The sequence below is a fragment of the Acinetobacter sp. YH12208 genome, assembly GCF_013418055.1.
Taxonomy (GTDB): Bacteria; Pseudomonadota; Gammaproteobacteria; order Pseudomonadales; family Moraxellaceae; genus Acinetobacter; species Acinetobacter pseudolwoffii.
This window is the reverse complement of record NZ_VPCT01000006.1, coordinates 145550-164484: the sequence shown is the minus strand read 5'-3', so window position 1 is coordinate 164484 and position 18935 is coordinate 145550. Positions and strand designations below refer to the sequence as shown.

Genomic DNA, 18935 nt, shown 5'->3' with positions numbered 1-18935 from the left:
TTACAGTAGATACAGCCGAGCAATAAAAACCGGCATTATTCATCGGCCAAATTCAAAACCTGATGGGTATTCTGCCAGAGCTGCTGTGCCAATTTGGCTTGATCTTGCCCTAAGCTTTGTGCCAAACCTTCCAGTACATAAGGCAAGTTGGCAGGTGTATTGCGGGTACGTTGCTCACCTGACTGTTGACAGCATAACGGCGTCATATCCGGACAATCGGTTTCCAGCACCAGATGTTCTGCACCGACTGCCTGTACCACCTGATGCAGTTTTCTGGCATTCGGATTGGTAATCTGTCCGGTGACTCCCAGTTTAAACCCCAACTTGACAAAAGCCTTGGCTTCCTCAACACCTCCGCCAAAGGCATGTGCGATTCCACCCTGTTTAAACTGATGCTGTTTTAAAATTTGTAAAACTTCTGCATGTGATTTACGGATATGCAGCAAAATCGGCTTATCAAATTGTTGTGCCAGTTCAATTTGTGCAGCGAAAAAATCTTGCTGCTTTTGAAAAATTTCAGGTTGTTTATGCTGCTTTAAAAATGTGTCGAGACCGATTTCACCAATGGCAATGCATTGTTCATTTCTAAGTAGCTGCTCCAGATCATATAAATGTTCAGCCTGATGCTGTTCAATATAAAACGGATGCAAGCCGGGTGCCAAGTGGCTATGCGGTGCATTTTCCAACCCGTTGATAAAATGGTGGGTTTTTAACAAATCCTGAAAGCGGTTTTGCAAAAAGCCAATTAGAACCAGATGTTCCACACCTACCGCTTTGGCCGCATAGGCCAGATGTTCCCGATCAGGATCAAAATCGGGAACATCAAAATGGGTATGCGTATCGAACAGTTTTAACTTCATTCGGCTTTAGATGCTAACGCTGGCTGTGCCTCAGAGGCTGCTGTTTCAGCTTGCGGCAGATATTGCGGTTTTAGCACGCCTTGTAGCTGCGCATAAGGAATCATTAAGCGCGGCAAACCCACCACATAAGGTCCGATTTCATATTCGGCATATTGTAAGATCAAACCTTCTTTGGCCAGATAAAAATTATCGGTCAGTATGAACTTCCAGGCCTGTTCATATTCAGCGACATCTTTTGCCAGCTTGGACTCCATGACCCAGACTTTAAAAGCCTCATACGCCTGTGCTTCGAGTTTGGCTTTTTGCTTCTCGGCAATAATGTCATCCAGCTTGACCAGTGTTTGCTGTTCAAGATCAAAATTATAATAGCGCTGTGCAGATGCTCCGTGCGCACCTCCCAGATAATGGCTACTGTTTAGCACCACAGTCGCCAATGGATCACCCGAATTCAGAATCTTGGGCTTAATCATCAGGCTAATGCTATGACTGGCACTCAGTGCTTTGAGCTCCTTGTCCAGATTCAAGAAGGTCTGCATAGAAGGCTGAATTTGCTGCTCAAGCTGCTGTTTTGGTGTAGTGACCGTCGACAAGGCTGTTTTTGGTTCAGAAGCAGCCACTTCGGCTTCACTGGCAGCAGTGGCTTTTGCCGGCTCAATCGCATCGACAGACAGGATATTTTTTAACTGTTGCAAAATCTGCTGATCGATCCATTCATCAATAAAGCGCTGATTACTGTTCAGGCGTTCAATCGAAATTTCCGGACAGTTTTTACCCTCACACTCTGGAATCACCAGCTTGAGTTTTTCGGTATCACCACTAAGTTTCAGGACTTCTGGCTCGGTTTGTACCACTTCAGGAGAAGTCGGCTCTTTCGGCTCATTGCTCTTCGGCTGACATGCACTCAGTAAAACTGCGGATGCCAGTATCGATAGACAAAAAATATTCTTATATTTTGGCATTCATTACCCTTTTCAAAACGTGTAATTAATCCTGAGAGGATTACGACCTTTAGAACATATTCCGATAGACTTCGGCTTTCAAGACCTGTTGTGTTTGTTCTTTTGTTAAATAGATATCCAGTTGTTTGGCATCTTTGCTAATGTCATGACTGCGATAATGCAGACCAATCCCTTCCTGATCGAAGAACCACTCAGCCTGCCCCCAATACAGTTTTTTCGGTGCTTGCTGCTGAACCTCGTGATTATTGTCCTTTAACCATTTTTCATAAGCGGTTTGAATGATCTTGTCCATTAACAACTGTTGTTTGGGATCGATAATATCCAGTGGGGTCAGCATTTTTTGTTGTTGACGATCGGCTACAAAAAAATAATAGCGCTCATACACACTGATATTTTCCTGTTTACTATCAATACCAATTTGCAGCAAGACATATTGATTACGCTGATAGGGAATGCGGGTATACAGCGATAATTCATAAGCCTGATTGAGCTGGAGTTGAGCCTGCCAGGCATCCGATTTTTTCACATAGGCATTCATCGCCTGTTGTAAACTCATATCCTGTTTTAAGCCAATTTGATCCTGAATTACCTTGGCCTGCTGTTTTTCGATCCAGTGATTCATCCATGGATCAGCCGTATATAAAGTCTGGATATCGACATTGATACAGTTTTTGGTTTCACAAAATGGCAAGGCGATCTTGGCCGGTTGTTCTTGAATATTCAGGTAAGGCAAAATACTGGCACTTTGCTTAACTGGGGTTGTTTTTCCATCCGGCTGGTCAAGTTCCGGTTCTTTTTCGCTTTTATCACAGCCACTCAGGACAAGACTTAAACCAATGACAGCACCGAGGGCGGCTTCCTTGCTGAACTTCATTTTTAAACAATCTATCAGGTTATGAATAGTTTAAATGTAACATAAAACAAAACAGCTTCCGGAGAAGCTGTTTGATATTTTTAGACGATATTTGAATACCTGAAAGTTTAGTGTTCGCGCGTATTATGGAACACGATGTCCGGATAACGTTCTTGCATGAGCTGTAAATTCACTCGGCTTGGCGCAAGATAAGTCAAGTGACCACCGCCATCGACTGACAACTGGTCGTGGGCTTTTTTCTTAAATTCGTTAAATTTTTTCTCGTCATCACAAGACACCCAACGAACAGTATTGATGTTCACGGGTTCGTAAACACAGTCAACTTTATATTCTTCTTTCAAACGATACGCCACCACTTCAAACTGAAGTACGCCCACTGCACCCACGATCAGGTCATTATTATGCTGTGGCATAAATACCTGTGTTGCACCTTCTTCAGACAACTCTTTCAGGCCCTTTTGCAACTGTTTCGATTTCAAAGGATCTTTTAAGCGTACACGACGGAACATTTCCGGTGCAAAGTGCGGAATACCTGTGAACTGTAGCTTTTCACCTGAAGTAAAGGTATCACCAATCTGAATGGTGCCGTGGTTATGCAGTCCGATAATATCGCCCGGCCACGCTTCTTCCAGATGCTGGCGGTCACCGGCCAGGAAGGTTAAGGCATCACTAATCCGCACATCTTTATCCAGACGTACATGCTTCATTTTCAGGCCTTTTTCATATTTACCTGAACAAATTCGCATGAATGCAATACGGTCACGATGTTTCGGGTCCATATTGGCCTGAATTTTAAAGACAAAACCGCTAAAGCCTTCTTCATCAGCTTCGACAACACGAGCCTGAGTAGGATGGGCCTTCGGCGGCGGTGCATATTGACTGAAGGCATCCAGCACATGGTCAACCCCAAAGTTACCTAAGGCTGTACCGAACAATACCGGCGTTTGACGGCCTGCCAGAAATTCTTCACGATCCAATGGCTCATTGGCCATTTGCACCAGTTCAAGTGATTCTTCAAATGCAGCCCACGCCAGCTCACCAACTTTCTCACGAAGATCCGGATAGTCATAACCATCACGTATTTCGATTGTAGGAATGGTTGAACCAAAACCGGTTTTGTAAATGTAGAATTTTTCTTCGATTAAATTAAATACACCGGCAAAATCACGCCCCGTACCCAATGGCCAGGTGATCGGAACACATTTAATTTTCAGAACGTTTTCGATTTCATCCAGAAGCTCGAGTGGCTCACGGATTTCACGGTCCATTTTGTTAACAAAAGAAATAATCGGTGTATCGCGCATACGACACACGTCCATCAATTTAATGGTCCGGTCTTCTACCCCTTTTGCACCATCAATCACCATTAATGCCGAGTCAACGGCGGTTAAGGTACGATAGGTATCTTCCGAGAAATCTTCATGTCCCGGGGTATCGAGCAGGTTGATCATCTTGTCTTTGAACGGGAACTGCATCACCGAGGTCGTGATCGAGATGCCACGTTCTTTTTCCATTTCCATCCAGTCTGATGTAGCGGCCCGGTCAGACTTACGGCTTTTCACCATACCTGCAACCTGAATCGCCTGCCCCCATAACAGCAGCTTTTCTGTCATGGTGGTTTTACCGGCATCGGGGTGGGAAATAATGGCGAATGTACGTCGCTGAGCGACCTGCGCCGCTAACTCATCTTTAAAACTCATGGAAAATACCTACTGCAGAACCGCAGTGCTCAAGATCAAAAACGATCAATATGAAAATTGGCGATATTGTAGCAGATTTCTAAAGCCAATAAGTATGCCCACGGCTGAAGGAAATGACAGTATTTATAAGATCTACACTTGCTGACTGCTGGATTTTTCAGCCCAGATTGAGTCAGAAATAATACGGTTATGAAGCTTAAATATGGGAGTTTGTGTCATTCAACTGGCCTGCTGAATAACGCTAAATATAGGTCCACCGTACTCTTTAGTACCGCATTAGTAGCGTATAAAAATTCAAATTAAGACAGAAAATCCTGTATTTCCAATGACTCGACTGGCATCGGCTTTGCCAGCAAATAACCTTGTAATTGCTGACAACCGAGTCGAGTCAAAATATCTGCTTGCAGCGTGGTTTCTATGCCTTCAGCCGTTACTTTTAAACCCAGTTTAATCGCCAGCCGAATAATGCTTTCCAGAATCATTTCTTCTTTAGAGCCGACGCTAAGATCCTGAATAAACTCTTTATCAATTTTCAGTTCATCCACGGGCAGATTTTTTAGATATAAAAAGCTGGAATGTCCGGTTCCAAAATCATCAATCGCCAGCTGGATGCCGATATTACGTAATTGTTCAAGGGTACGAATACTGGCATCGATATAATGCATGGCGGTCGATTCAGTAATCTCGATCATCAAATGCTGCGGATTGATCTTATAGCGTTTAAACAGGTTTTGCAGATTAGCTAATAGATGCTTATGCTCAAACTGCACCGCAGACAAATTCACGGCAATCGGGAAAAAGTCGGTATTATTTTTTTCCCAGAGTTGGATCTGTTTGCAAGCCTGCTCCAGTGCCCAATAGCCCATCTGAATAATAAGCCCAGTTTTCTCAGCGCCATGAATAAACATATTGGGACCCAGCAACCCATGTAACGGATGCTGCCAGCGAATCAGGGCTTCTACCCCACAAATTTTTCGCTCACTGGTAAATTTGGGCTGATAAAACAGTACAAATTGCTGATCTTCAACTGCTTTATACAGATCATTAATCAGCTTGCTCTGGCTCTTGGATTCATGCTGATCAGAAGAAAAATTAAAGACTGAATAGGTATTGCGGCCCTGATATTTAGAACTGAGCATTGCTGCATCGGCATTCACCAGTAAATCTTGCAGATTCTTGCCATGCTCCGGATATATCGCGATTCCGATACTGCCCGAAATATTAATGGTTTTGCCATCAATCAGGAAGCTGTCCTGAATCAGATTTAGAATCTGCTCTGACATTTCTGAAGCTTTGCTGACGGACGTATTTTCCAGCACCATCAGGAACTCATCGCCGCCAATTCTGAGCAGCTTGGAACGGTCACCCCATAACTGATGAATACGCGCAGTCAGTTGAATCAGCAACTGGTCTCCGACCTGATGACCAAACACATCATTCACCGCCTTAAAACGATCCAGATCAATATATAAAAAGGCAATTTCCTGCTGATGTTGTTGCTTGGAAAACAAGATATCTGCGTATTCAGCCAGGTATAAACGGTTGGGTAATTTGGTGAGATTATCCTGGATATTTTGATTTTCGAGCTCTTTATTGGCCCATCGCAGTTGGCGATTCCGAGAGGCCAGGCGCAATTCTGAGAGAACCAGACGAATCATGGCAATCAGTAACAGAGCACTGATTAACACAACCGCGAACAACAGATCATAAGTCGCATGTGAAGATTCTGTGATTGGCGTAATCTCTGTTCTCTCAAAGTTGGCCCTAAGACTACTTGTATAGTGCATGGTTGAGACCCCGAGACTCATCACCACGATCGCGAGAGCCACTCGGGAAAATGACCAGATGCTTTGGATCATTAAGCAGAGGGTAAAAATAGAAGCCGTAAAGACACTCAAATAAGAGAGCAACATCCAGCTGAAATCAAAATGATAGACATGACTTAAATGAATTGCTGTCATCCCAGTGAAATGGATCGACCAGATCAACAGCCCCAGTAATGCGGCCGTTGCAAATAGCATGAGTGTTGCAAATTTTCTTCGCGACTCACGCCACCATATTTTTTGAATCGGCATCAAAAAATAGCCAGCGACGAAAGCAAAGAGAGTTGATCCGATGACCAGACTGATATCATGCTGAATAGGGATCATATAAAATGTTCCGTATTGGTCATCATTGTTATTATTCCCCTCACGTGTATTTCTATTTCCACCTGGTCAAGTTTAAAGCCGTCAGAATCGTAAAGTTGACAAGCAATGCACATGTGTCGCTGTGCAAAGCCTCTGGTTTTAAATAAAATTAGAATTTATATTTTTTTAATTCAGGGTCGAGAACAGATTCTGAAATCATGATGAGCATCAGCATAAAATATGACTTCTATCTTATGAGTCTTGAAAATTTTAGCAAATGTTTAAATCTATTTTTCCAGTTTATTTATTCGACCACCGTCACAATTTTTTTCTTTTTATTTAGACAGCTAGCAATTCATATGAAAAATTTATTCTGATTTTTAAATAGCCGGATGTCATAAAAAAATAGCCTGTCGAAACAGGCTATTTTTTTAGATCCTTAAATGGACACGCTTAAAAGTTACTGTTTGGCCTGTAACTTGGCATAATCCAGCAACACATGTGCAGCTTCGATCACAAAGGCTTCTTCTTCAGGAAGCGCCGGACGCTCTTTGGCTTTCATTTTGGCACGGGTTTCAATCAGTGCATCCATTGAAGCCTGATAAGTTTCCCAGTTCGGATAAGGTTTAAGACCTGTAGCCATACGGCGGGTATTTTCTGCCTCCAGCGTTTTTTGCTCCATGACAATCAACTCTGCTTTACGCTGTTGCAAGTCCAGTACCTGACGCTTTTCTTCCTCGGCTTTTTTCATCACCGCCTTACGCTGTTCCAGATACTTGAACTGAGAATCCAGCACGACCCGTTGCTGAGAAAGTTTAGCCAATTCAGGTACATATTTCTGTACTGCACCTTCACGTTTAAACGGTGCGGTTGGAATGGTATCCCACTGCAAGGCATTTTTAGCCTTACGCTCACCAAACTCTTCATTATAAATATCGACCAGTTTAATGTCTGGCACAACCCCTTTATTCTGGGTACTACCACCAGTCACCCGGTAGAATTTACGCTGTGTCAGTGTCGCCTGACCATGGGCCAAGCTATCCAGTTGCACCTGCGCCGTACCCTTACCAGTGGTGGTACTGCCGATCACAATCCCGCGTTCATAATCCTGAATCGCTGCGGAGTAAATTTCGCTGGCCGAGGCAGAGGCCAGATTGATCATTACTGCCAAAGGACCCGCATAGGTTTGTGCACCGCCATCATCATCTTCAAAGACGCTAACATTGCCATTACCATCACGAATCTGCACCACTGGACCAGACTTGATCACCTGCCCCAACATACGTGCCACTTCTTCCAGTGAACCACCTGGGTTATTGCGCAAATCGACAATAATCCCGGCAACATTCTTCGCCGCGAGTTCTTTCAAGGCTTTGTTGGTATCTTCAGACACCGAACGATAATCCGTACCGGCACGGCGTGCGCGATAGTTCAGGTAGAACGATGGAATTTCGATCACACCATATTGATATTTCTTGCCATCGCGTTGAATGTCGACCACACGTGTACGCACACCGGCATCTTCTTCCTGAATCACGTCACGGGTAATGGTCACATTACGTGCCTGCCCCATGGCAGCACCCGCACCGAGCAAGCGTAAAGTGACTTTAGTGCCACGTTTACCACGAATCAGACCGACAATTTCATTACTTGGCCAGCCAATGACATCGACCATCTGTTCGCCGTCTTGGGCTACACCAATGATACGATCCCCTGATTTGACCTGACCGGATTTGCTGGCCGGACCACCTTCAACGATGGTTTCAATCTTGGTGTAATCTTCATTGCCACGTTCCGGACGAATCGATACGCCGACGCCTTCCAGCTGTAAAGTGGTCTGACGATTCAGCTCCATCGCATCCACAGGCGGGAAATAATTGCTGTGCGGATCATAGGTCAGCATCATCGCATTCAAGGTCTTGTCGAGCACATCATCACTCTTGATCCGGCTGACACGTTCCAGCTGACGGGTATAACGCTTGGTCAAGGTTTGTGCAGGCGTCAGATCTTCAGGACCGGTAAGGTCTTGTCCATTGGCCAGTTCTGGATTGGCCTTCAGTGCTTTCTGTTTGGCCTGTTCTTCTTCTTTACTGATGGTCAGATTGATCAGCTGGGACACCAGCATTTTTGACCAGTGCGCGCGCTGTTCAGCCTCAGTTTTAAAGAATGGTGCTTTTTCACGATCAGTTTCGATATAGACATTTGGCTGATTCAAGTTCTGTGGTTTTTTCAGCTCATCCAGCATATAAGTATAGAACTGAGTCAGGCGCTGACGATATTGCGCATGGATTTCATAAGGACCCGACAAATTGCCAGCTTTCAGGTGAGCACCGAAATTGGCTCCATAACGTTTCTTGTAATTTTCAACTTCTGGTGCCAGAAATAAGCTATGTTCCGGATCCAGACTATCGATATAGAAATCGAAAATACGCTGCGAAGTCTGGGCATCCAGACGCATATTCAAATAGTGCTGACGATCCACCAGCGTCGCCAGTTGACGTGATACTAACGCCTGTTCTTGAGATGGCTGAATGGCTTTGCTGACCACTTCTGCACTATTGGCTGCAATCGCATCATTCACGACATGGGTAAAAAAGAAGCCACCTGTCGCAATCGCAACGGCGCAAGCTATCGTTTGAAATTTCATAAATAATTCGTACTTCCTTGGCCTAGAGACCAATGTGACCGTGTTGCTTTTCGACCAGAATTTAACGTATTCAGCATCTTAAACAACTTAATATGTTTATGTCGTGTAGTTTTATCATATTCTGTGCTGACAAAGTGTAGCAAATCATTGCAGAAATCAGGTATTGTTTCCCGGAAAAATTCTAAAACGGATTCCGCATATGATTGGCGCATTGATGCTCGACATCGCAGGCACAACCCTGACTCAAGAAGATATTGAACTATTCGGTGCGCCGCAAGTCGGTGGAGTCATTTTATTTGGTCGCAATATCGAATCTCCGGCTCAAGTCCGTGCCTTAACCGATCACATGCGCCAGATTCGTCCTGATATTTTGATTGCAGTCGATCAGGAAGGTGGACGTGTGCAGCGCTTAAGACAGGGCTTTACCCTGCTCCCTGCGATGGGGAAATTTGGCGAACTGTATGCTCATGATTCGCAGCGTGCTTTAGATTTGGCCGAAAAATGCGGCTGGCTGATGGCGATTGAAGTACTGGCTGTCGGGATTGATTTCAGTTTTGCGCCGGTGCTGGATTTAAACGACATCAGTGATGTGATTGGTGACCGAAGCTTTGCCAGAAATATTCCGGATATTATTCCACTGGCCAGCGCATTTTTAAAAGGGATGAAACGTGCAGGAATGGCGTCAACCGGGAAACATTTCCCAGGTCATGGTTCAGTCAAAGCGGATTCACATGTTGCGGCAGCCATTGATATGCGCAGCTATGAAGACATTCAGCAAAAAGACATGCAGACCTTTATCCAGTTACAGCCGCAACTCGATGCTTTAATGCCGGCTCATGTCATCTATAGTCAGGTCGATCCAAACCCGGCCGGATTCTCGGAATTCTGGATTCAGAAAGTCTTGCGTCAGCAACTCGGTTTTGACGGCGTTCTGTTCTCGGATGATTTAAGCATGCAGGCCGCCTGTGTGGCAGGCGGTGCCGATGCCCGAATTCAGGCCGCCCTCAAAGCGGGTTGTGACATGGGTCTGGTCTGCAATGACCGTGCAGCACAATGCATTGCACTGGAAGGGATTAAGGATCTGCCTATCCCGAACCAGCAACGTCTGGAACGCATGCGCGGCAACATCCCGAACATCCAGATTGGGTCAGAGCTTGATCTGGGAGAAGCATGGCGCAATATCCGTGACGAAATACTGGTATTCAAGCAGCAGACTAGCTGAAACTTTTTAAATCCAATCAAGATGATAAAGGAACACGACAAAGTGTTCCTTTTTTATTATGATGTTAAAAGGCGTTACTTCTGTAGCACCCAACTAAAATAACAATAAGGTCAGAACCCTATGCCAAAATCACTTTCGCAGCATCGCCATATTTCTTTTACAGCACATTATACCGGCTATATCTGGTATCAAATGGGGATCTCACATCCGGTCTTTGCCACGACTAAAGGCAAATTTCTGGCCACACTGCTACATCCACTTGAAGTATGGGCAGAACGCTCTGTAGGTGGCAGCATGCGTACCACACTCAAGCAGCGCCATCAGATGATTGATGAACATCTGTGTCAGTTGATCGAGCAGCATCCACAACTTCAGATTCTTGAAATTGCCTGCGGTTTGTCTCCACGTAGCTGGAATTTCAGACAAAAATTTCCCGAGATTAATTATCGTGAACTGGATCTTCCCGACATGGCCAGAATCAAGACCCAAGCCTTGCAGCAGATTGATCAGCAGGCTCCCGAAGTGCTCACTGCAGATATTTTTAGTGAAGAGTTGGACTGTATCTTTCAGATGTTTGATCCCGACCAACCTTTGGTGGTAATTAATGAGGGACTGATTAATTACTTTGATCAACGCATGTTGCGTATTCTGTTGCAAGGTATTGCAGAGAATGCACGACATTTTCCAGCCTTGCATTACCTTAGCGACATTTACCCGGAACCCGTCAAAAATAAATTGGCAAATTTTATTTGGAGCTGTAGCCGTCTGCTTAAATTCATGTCACGCAGTGCTTTTACCTTTCATTTTAAAACCCCCCAAGAATTACAGCACTTTTTTCAAGATGCCGGTTTCGATCAGGTTGAGGTACAACAACCGCAACGTTATTTTGCCGAGCCTCGTCAGCAAAATCTGACACCGGAGCAGGATGAACATCTCGGTGATCTGGTCTGGATGATTCATGCAGTGAAAAAAAACAGCGTTAAATGATGCTGTTTTTTTATTAAGCCCCGATTAAATCACTGCATCGAAAGCGTCTTCTTGCTGAAGGATTTTCTGTTGTTGCACAAAAGCCAATAAACGTTCTGCCACTTCAAAACTGCCATGTTTAAACAGGGCCCGCACTTGAGTCTCATCCTGTTCAAAGATCAGACATTCGATCTTGAACTCGCCGTTTTCATCTTCCAGATGCAAGGCCAGATCACGCGGATAAGCTGCGGCACACTCTGTCTGTCCTGCGTCTAACTCCAGCAATACTCCAAAGAAATTCATGTCGATAATTTCTACATTCAACAGCAGATCCGAATGACGATGACTCAAATAACGTTGTGGCTGTTGCACACAAATCCGTTCTTCACCGCGCCGTTCAATCTGCTGCATCTGTTCACGGCTAAACGGAATAATTCCCGGCAACTGCTCGACTGCTTCATCACGCAAGAAGGTGGCAAACAGATGCATAGTTTCTTTCCTGCGCTGCAACTGAGGCACATGGTCAGCACCGGCAATTTGTACATACTGCATATTTGGACATTGCAGGGCAAAATTGGCATTCTCATGTGGCAAGGTAAAACTGTCATATTGACCACAGGCCACCAGAACCTTGCACTGTGGAATCGGCACGTGGGTCAGACGCAATAGACGGTTGCAGTTAATATCATAACGCTCTTGTTCGGTCACCGTGAATTCTGACATCTGCTTGAAGAATAAGCGCTTTGCTGTTGGTGACATGCGGGTTTCTTTGAGACGGGCATGATTGACCAGATATAAAATGACGGCCTGACCAAATTCATCCATGCGCTGTTCTTTCATCAGATGCAAGGATTCTTCCAATAGCATGCGCCAGCTTTTGCGGGTTTTCTGCATTACGCCCATCAGGATCATCCGATCCACCAGTTCAGGGCGCTGGTCTGCCAGACAGGAGGCGACTACTGAGCCTAAGGACATGCCTAAAATTGAAACTTGAGGAAGTTGCATCTGCTCCAGCCATTGCCCCAGCATGGCAGCAAGGTCTTCAAGCTCCAGAGTTCCAGCCGACAGACCAGTATCCACATTGCTGATCTGCTGGTTGGCTCCCATCGAAGGCAAGTCAATCAGAATGATCGGGCCGGCAGCGAAGAGCTGTTCGACACAATATTTATAGGAATTAAAATTCTGGAAGGCGCCCCCAATGATCACCATCGGCCTGAGATGCAAAGTATCCGGACGGGCAATCGCCATATATTCGATTTTCCAGCCATCCATCCAGGTGCTTCGTGCTGGCTGCTTAAAACTGTGCTTATCATAAAGATCAAAAAAACCATAATGGCTTTGCGAATCCAATACATGGGCATCCATGTGGATAATGGAATTCATTTTCCTTTTCCTCCGTCCTTGCCTTATTTTTATTGTGCAAGTCATGATTAACAGATCTTATGCTTCAGACACATTCCGATGAGCCTGAACACGCATCCTGCTCTTTAATAATTATATATGACTTCAATGTCGCTTATTTCATTCTATACAGAGCGGCTTTTCACAAGCAACCGCTTCAGCGACCACTTATCTGCTTTTAAACAGAAAACAATTTCAAAATGTTTAGAAGTCCGCGAAAACGGATGATTTTTAACAGATGGGCTTCATTGTCCGGCAGCAGACTGTTAATATCGAAGTGAAATTTCTAAGTGATCAAAGCGCTATGCAAGAGTCTATTGAACAATATATGCAAACGGTAGGACAGCAGGCACGCCAGGCTTCTCGCATTTTGGCTCGTGCGTCCACCCAAACCAAAAACAACGCACTATCGGCTATTTATACGGCTTTGGAAAATAGCCAGCCAGCTATTTTGGCTGCCAACCAGAAAGATATGACCAAAGCGCATAATAACAATCTGGACAGTGCCCTGCTTGATCGCTTAGAACTCAACCCCGCACGCTTTAAAGGTATGTTAGAAGGCCTGAAAGATGTGATTGGCCTGAAAGATCCGATTGGTGAAATTAGCGATATGGCTTATCGCCCATCTGGCATTCAACTGGGCAAGATGCGTGTACCTTTAGGTGTGGTCGGCATGATTTATGAATCACGTCCCAACGTGACCCTGGAAGCGGCTTCACTGGCGCTGAAATCAGGCAATGCGATTATTTTACGTGGCGGTTCAGAAGCACTGGAATCCAATCAGGCGATTGCCGCGGCAATTCAACATGCGCTGAAAATTTCCGGCCTGCCAGAATCAGCAGTACAAGTGATCAATACCGTTGATCGTGCTGCAGTCGGCCAGCTCATTACCATGACCGAATATGTCGATGTGATTGTGCCTCGTGGCGGCAAGAGCCTAATCGAACGCATTACTGAAGAAGCTCGTGTCCCGGTGATCAAACATTTAGATGGTAATTGCCATATCTATGTGGAAGCACAGGCGGATCTGTTAAAAGCCTTACCCATTGCTTTAAATGCTAAAACCCATCGTTATGGCGTGTGTAATGCCATGGAAACTTTGCTAGTCGATGAAAAAGTCGCTGAAGAGTTCTTGCCTCGCATCGCAGAACTTTATCAGGAGAAAAAAGTAGAGCTCCGTGGTTGCAAAGAAACCCAGCGTATTCTTGCTGATGCAGTGATTGCGGCCACTGAAGAAGACTGGTATACCGAATATCTGGGCCCAATTCTGGCCATCAAAGTGGTTTCTGGCATAGAAGAAGCGATTGAACATATTAATCAGTATGGCTCACATCATACCGATTCGATCATTACTGAAAATTACAGTCTGGCACGCGAGTTTTTGGCCGGTGTCGATTCGAGTTCGGTGATGATCAATGCCTCGACCCGCTTTGCTGATGGTTTTGAATATGGCTTAGGCGCGGAAATCGGAATTTCAACCGATAAAATTCATGCCCGTGGTCCGGTTGGTCTTGAAGGCCTGACCTCACAAAAATGGATCGTATTTGGTGATGGTCAGATTCGCCAATAACTATTTCAGATGATCACTTTAAAAATCAGTTTTGTTCGCAAGGCTGATTTTTTATGGATATAAAAATTAAAACCAAAATGGATCAGAACCTTTGGGTCATTTTATTGATGAATCTCTGTATAGAATTGTATGTATAAGTCATATTTGCTGTTTTAGGCACTAAACTGAAAGCAATCTGTTCTAGTACGACATTAAAAATAGAATTCGGCAGCTTTATTGATTATATTTTTCAGCATCATTTTATTTATAAATGAAAACTATGAACTGATAAATTTTAGTTATTATTGTCAGCCTGGTCGATAATGCTTAAGTCTAATCTGCTAAAGTCTATCTAGGACAGAAAAAAAACAAATGTTAAAACATCAATATTGATTCAGCTTAGTGCCTTTTTGCTGATCACTGGATCAAGTCAATGGACGAGAATTTTAATTAAAAATCGGGTAATCAATCGTGTCTAAATCAGTATTAGTTATTAATTGTGGCTCTTCTTCAATCAAGTTTGCATTACTTCTTGAGGAACAGAACTTCCGTATTCATGGTTTAGCTGAGAACTTAGGCACAGAGAATGCTCGTATCAAAGGCGTGACTGTCGGTAACGAACCAGTCGATATCCATATTCCTTTTGCCGACCATAAAAAAGCCCTTGAAGTTGGTTTGGAGCGTCTGGCTAACTATCGCCCAGATGCGATTGGTCACCGTGTGGTACATGGTGGCAGCCTGACCAAAGCAGAATTGATCAATGATGAAATTATTGAAAAGATTCGTGAAGCAACGCCGCTTGCGCCCTTACACAATCCGGCACATCTGATTGGCATTGAAGCCACCAAACGCTTGTTCCCAGACTTACCGCAAATAGCAGTATTTGATACCGCATTCCATCAAAGCATGCCAGCACATGCATATCGCTATGCCCTGCCAAAATTCTTATATACAGCCCATGGTGTGCGTCGTTATGGTTTCCACGGCACCAGCCATGCTTATGTTTCAGACCGTGGTTCTGAACTGGCAGGTAGCCTGAAACAAGGCGGCTGGTTAACAGCACATCTCGGTAATGGCAGCTCGACCTGTGCCGTGTGGAATGGGAAAAGTGTAGATACGTCAATGGGCTTAACCCCGCTTGAAGGTATTGTCATGGGCACCCGCAGTGGCGATGTCGACCCAAGCCTGCACAGCTTCCTGGCAAAGAACCTGGGTTGGGATATCTATAAAATTGACAAGATGCTGAATAGCCAGAGCGGTCTGTTGGGTCTGTCTGATTTGTCGAATGACATGCGTACCCTGATTGAAGCATCGGAACAAGGTAATGAAGATGCTGCATTAGCGATTGAAGTATTCTGCTACCGTCTAGCCAAATCTCTGGCAGCACTGAGCTGTGGTCTGCCACGTATTGATGGCTTGTTCTTCACTGGCGGTATTGGCGAAAATTCTGCCTATATCCGTGAAAAAACCATGACTTATCTGCCCCACTTCGGCTTCAACCTGGATAAAAGTGCCAATAATGACCTGAAACGTGGCACTGAAGGCCGTATCGATTCAGGTACAGGTCCACAAATCTGGGTAGTGCCAACAGACGAAGAAGGTCGTATCGCTCAAGAAGTACATAGCGTTGTAGAACTTGAAGTGGAGCAAAAAAACGCAAAAAAGTCTGAAGCTGAGGTAGCGCTTGCATAAGCAAGCAGGGCCACTTTTTAACTGATTTTTATTATTGTGTGACTGACGTAACTTATGAAAACGATTCTATTGGTTCCCACTGGGGAAGGCGTAGGCTTAACTTCTGCATGTTTAGGCCTGATTTATGCACTGGAATGCCAAGGGGTTAAAGCTGGCTTTCTCAAACCTTTTGCTCAGGAATTGAATGAAGTCGAAGACCGTACTACGGCTTTGTATCGTCATATTTCTCAAAGTGAAACTGTTGAACCAATCCGTTATAGCAAAGTCTTGCAGCAGATTAATCTGGGTGAACAGGATGAACTGCTGGAAGAAGCGGTACGTCTGCATCGTCAAATTGCCAGACAGCATGACCTGATTATTGTCGAAGGTCTATTGCCAAATGCTCAGGACAGTTTTGCCGATGATCTGAATGCCTCGCTGGCGCAGGCTTTGGATGCCAAAGTGATTGTGGTCAGCAATGCCAATATCCAGCAGCCAGGTCAGACTGCCGATAAAGTTGAAAACCAGATTCGCAACTTTGGTGGCGCCAGTTCAACCCGCCTGTCTGGCATCCTGTTGATGCGAACCAAAGGTCTGCCTGAAGAATCTGCACAGATTCCTGTAACGCTTGATCCGGATTTACGTCTTGCAGAAGAAACCACACAATTTATTCGTGCCATCCAGCAAACCCATCCACATATTGGTTCAGAAAAGTTACCTGTAATTGGACTGGTGCCTTTCAGTAAAACTTTAAGTGTGCCGCGTATATCTGATCTGGCGGCACATATTCAGGCCTACTGGATTAATGAAGGCGAAGCGAAACAGCGCCGTGTCCAGCACAGCAGCCTGATTTCGGCCAATATTGAACATGAATTGCATAAGTTTGTAGCGGGTGAATTGATCATCAGTGCATCTGACCGGATTGATGTGTTATTGGCCAGCAGTCTGGCCAGCAGCAATGGTATTCCTTTGGCTGGCTTGGTGCTAACTGAACATCATCAGCCAAATGATCACGTATTGGAATTTTGCCAGACCGCCATCAAACAAGGTTTACCAATTTTACATACACCGCTTAGCACCTTTGAAACCGCACAAAAACTGACAAATCTCAGCAATGAAATTCCAGTAGATGATACGGAACGTGCAGATCAGGTCACGCGCTTTGTTTCGAGTCACATCAATCCGGAATGGCTCGGTCAGATGTTGAATGGTTCTTATAAGCCACGTCTATCGCCTTCAGCCTTCCGGCATGAACTGGTACAAAAATCGATTGCGGCGAAAAAACGTATTGTATTACCTGAAGGTGATGAACCACGTACGATACAAGCTGCAGCAATCTGTCAGTCGCGTGGCATTGCACAATGTATTTTATTGGCCAATCCCGAATCTGTTTTAGAAGTGGCAAAAGCTCGTGGTATCGAATTGCCTGAAGATCTGGAAATTCTGGATCCGGATCTGATTCGTGACAACTATATCGACAAGATGGTCGAGCTACGTAAAGGCAAACTCAACGAACTGCAAGCGCGTGAACAGTTGCAAGACACTGTGGTGCTCGGCACCATGATGCTGGCGCTGGATCAGGTTGATGGTCTGGTCTCTGGCGCGGTACATACCACGGCCAATACCGTACGTCCTGCCTTTCAGCTGATCAAGACTGCACCCGATTATTCACTGGTTTCTTCTGTGTTCTTTATGTTGCTGCCAGATGAAGTCTATGTTTATGGCGACTGTGCGATTAATCCTGATCCAGATGCAGAGCAGCTGGCCGAGATTGCGATTCAATCGGCAGATTCTGCCAAAGCCTTTGGCATTGACCCGCGGATTGCAATGATTTCTTACTCTACCGGAACTTCAGGTATGGGTGCCGATGTCGAGAAAGTGGCTGAAGCAACACGAATTGCCAAAGAACGTCGTCCTGACCTGCTAATTGATGGGCCATTACAATATGATGCTGCCTCGGTTGAAAGTGTTGGCCGTCAAAAAGCACCAGATTCACAAGTGGCCGGACGTGCCAATGTCTTTATTTTCCCGGATTTAAATACGGGTAATACGACTTATAAAGCTGTGCAACGTGCTGCCAATGTAGTCAGTGTCGGGCCAATGTTGCAAGGTTTGAACAAACCGGTGAACGACCTGTCTCGTGGTGCTTTGGTCGATGATATTGTATTTACCATCGCCTTAACCGCGATTCAGGCAGAACAGCAGGCTCAATAAATTTAATAGCTCCGCACTCACCACCCTCTCGCAAGATGGGGTGGTTTTTTTAATCATTTTTGTTCTAAAGTCGGACATTCTATAATCTGTCGATTACTTTTCTAAAAATAAAAAATGCTCTCAAAGAGCATCACATCAACACTGATCTTAAATGGAACCGCATCTACTTACACTTACTGAAAGTTGAAAATCTACTCACATTTTTAGCGCTCACGCAAATCGATGAAATGCGTTATATGACCGGCTTGAAATGGCATTTTACACTTGAAGATATGCAGGCACATATTCAGCGCTGTTTGGCTGATCCAACCCGTTATGACTTTGCGATTTGTTTAAACCATCATGATGAAATGATCGGTAAACTTTGAATTCTAGAAATCAATCTTGTGCTCAACATGCCGAATTTTGTATTGCCATCTCAACGATCACTTGGACAGCTCAAGGCTATGGCAGTGAAGCGCTCAAGTTGGTCAAAGAGCTTTTCTTTAAGCCATTACAACTCAAAAGTTTAAGTTCAAAAGTCTTTGGACATAATTGAGGTGGAAGTCGTGCCTAGGAAAAATATGGTTTTCAAACGCTAAAAATCATACAAAATGGTTTTGAATATGAAGGGGAATTTTCAGATAAAATCATTATACAGGCTCAAAATCCATTTCTGGCAGAATGCAAAACCAAATAAAAAAGAATCAACTACGCATAATAAATGCCAGTCTTTCGAACTGGCATTTTCAACGATTACTAAT

The 18935-nt window shown here is 44.6% G+C and carries 13 protein-coding genes; 6 read left to right on the top strand and 7 right to left on the bottom strand.

The window, feature by feature from the left end; genetic code table 11:
- Positions 1–35: 35 nt before the first annotated feature.
- From FTU95_RS08120 to FTU95_RS08095, 6 genes are all read right to left on the bottom strand, one after another.
- Positions 36–860, bottom strand: a complete 825-nt coding sequence (locus tag FTU95_RS08120; protein ID WP_159516229.1) for a TatD family hydrolase — start codon at positions 858–860, stop codon at positions 36–38.
- On the bottom strand, positions 857–1819 hold the full coding sequence (locus tag FTU95_RS08115; protein WP_005172733.1) for an RsiV family protein: 963 nt from the start codon (positions 1817–1819) through the stop codon (positions 857–859). Before FTU95_RS08115 ends, FTU95_RS08120 begins: the two co-directional genes overlap by 4 nt.
- Before the next feature lie 49 nt (positions 1820–1868).
- The gene (locus FTU95_RS08110) at positions 1869–2693 is read right to left on the bottom strand and encodes a hypothetical protein (RefSeq protein ID WP_159516228.1); all 825 of its coding nucleotides are present in this window, start codon (positions 2691–2693) and stop codon (positions 1869–1871) included.
- Between the two features lie 107 nt (positions 2694–2800).
- Entirely contained in the window at positions 2801–4393 is a 1593-nt protein-coding gene (locus FTU95_RS08105; RefSeq protein WP_005095608.1) for a peptide chain release factor 3, read from the bottom strand.
- Positions 4394–4692: 299 nt separating this feature from the next.
- Positions 4693–6543, bottom strand: coding sequence for a bifunctional diguanylate cyclase/phosphodiesterase (locus FTU95_RS08100; protein WP_180078140.1), 1851 nt, complete (start codon positions 6541–6543; stop codon positions 4693–4695).
- A 439-nt stretch (positions 6544–6982) separates the two neighbouring features.
- Complete coding sequence (locus FTU95_RS08095; RefSeq protein WP_180078138.1) at positions 6983–9169, bottom strand: carboxy terminal-processing peptidase; 2187 nt, start codon at positions 9167–9169, stop codon at positions 6983–6985.
- Between the two features lie 199 nt (positions 9170–9368).
- On the opposite strand from FTU95_RS08095, the gene nagZ reads away from it, so the two are divergent.
- Together nagZ and FTU95_RS08085 are read left to right on the top strand one after the other, a co-directional pair.
- A complete protein-coding gene (gene nagZ / locus FTU95_RS08090) occupies positions 9369–10391 on the top strand; it encodes a beta-N-acetylhexosaminidase (protein WP_180078136.1) in 1023 nt (340 codons plus the stop codon).
- 120 nt (positions 10392–10511) lie between these two features.
- A complete protein-coding gene (locus tag FTU95_RS08085) occupies positions 10512–11378 on the top strand; it encodes a class I SAM-dependent methyltransferase (protein WP_180078134.1) in 867 nt (288 codons plus the stop codon).
- A 24-nt stretch (positions 11379–11402) separates the two neighbouring features.
- Here FTU95_RS08085 and FTU95_RS08080 read toward each other — a convergent pair whose 3' ends face one another.
- Positions 11403–12740 carry an alpha/beta fold hydrolase gene (locus tag FTU95_RS08080; RefSeq protein WP_005172747.1) on the bottom strand — a complete coding sequence of 446 codons (1338 nt, stop codon included), beginning with the start codon at positions 12738–12740 and terminating at the stop codon, positions 11403–11405.
- A gap of 322 nt (positions 12741–13062) precedes the next feature.
- Here FTU95_RS08080 and FTU95_RS08075 point away from each other — a divergent pair, with 322 nt between their 5' ends.
- From FTU95_RS08075 to FTU95_RS08060, 4 genes are all read left to right on the top strand, one after another.
- Positions 13063–14328: a glutamate-5-semialdehyde dehydrogenase gene (locus FTU95_RS08075; RefSeq protein ID WP_034609142.1), complete on the top strand. Its 1266-nt coding sequence runs from the start codon at positions 13063–13065 to the stop codon at positions 14326–14328.
- A 450-nt stretch (positions 14329–14778) separates the two neighbouring features.
- On the top strand, positions 14779–15999 hold the full coding sequence (locus tag FTU95_RS08070; protein WP_005172750.1) for an acetate/propionate family kinase: 1221 nt from the start codon (positions 14779–14781) through the stop codon (positions 15997–15999).
- 54 nt (positions 16000–16053) lie between these two features.
- Positions 16054–18192, top strand: coding sequence for a phosphate acetyltransferase (pta, locus tag FTU95_RS08065; protein ID WP_005172751.1), 2139 nt, complete (start codon positions 16054–16056; stop codon positions 18190–18192).
- Positions 18193–18419: 227 nt separating this feature from the next.
- The gene (locus tag FTU95_RS08060) at positions 18420–18560 is read left to right on the top strand and encodes a hypothetical protein (RefSeq protein ID WP_157799602.1); all 141 of its coding nucleotides are present in this window, start codon (positions 18420–18422) and stop codon (positions 18558–18560) included.
- Positions 18561–18935 lie beyond the last annotated feature (375 nt).

Excerpts from the sequence above, each read along its gene's own strand:
- FTU95_RS08085 (WP_180078134.1), top strand. The coding sequence starts at position 10,512 with ATGCCAAAATCACTTTCGCAGCATCGCCATATTTCTTTTACAGCACAT.
- FTU95_RS08095 (WP_180078138.1), bottom strand. The coding sequence starts at position 9,169 with ATGAAATTTCAAACGATAGCTTGCGCCGTTGCGATTGCGACAGGTGGC.
- FTU95_RS08080 (WP_005172747.1), bottom strand. The coding sequence starts at position 12,740 with ATGAATTCCATTATCCACATGGATGCCCATGTATTGGATTCGCAAAGC.
- nagZ (WP_180078136.1), top strand. The coding sequence starts at position 9,369 with ATGATTGGCGCATTGATGCTCGACATCGCAGGCACAACCCTGACTCAA.
- FTU95_RS08100 (WP_180078140.1), bottom strand. The coding sequence starts at position 6,543 with ATGATCCCTATTCAGCATGATATCAGTCTGGTCATCGGATCAACTCTC.
- FTU95_RS08115 (WP_005172733.1), bottom strand. The coding sequence starts at position 1,819 with ATGCCAAAATATAAGAATATTTTTTGTCTATCGATACTGGCATCCGCA.
- FTU95_RS08075 (WP_034609142.1), top strand. The coding sequence starts at position 13,063 with ATGCAAGAGTCTATTGAACAATATATGCAAACGGTAGGACAGCAGGCA.
- FTU95_RS08110 (WP_159516228.1), bottom strand. The coding sequence starts at position 2,693 with ATGAAGTTCAGCAAGGAAGCCGCCCTCGGTGCTGTCATTGGTTTAAGT.
- FTU95_RS08105 (WP_005095608.1), bottom strand. The coding sequence starts at position 4,393 with ATGAGTTTTAAAGATGAGTTAGCGGCGCAGGTCGCTCAGCGACGTACA.
- FTU95_RS08120 (WP_159516229.1), bottom strand. The coding sequence starts at position 860 with ATGAAGTTAAAACTGTTCGATACGCATACCCATTTTGATGTTCCCGAT.
- FTU95_RS08060 (WP_157799602.1), top strand. The coding sequence starts at position 18,420 with ATGCGTTATATGACCGGCTTGAAATGGCATTTTACACTTGAAGATATG.
- pta (WP_005172751.1), top strand. The coding sequence starts at position 16,054 with ATGAAAACGATTCTATTGGTTCCCACTGGGGAAGGCGTAGGCTTAACT.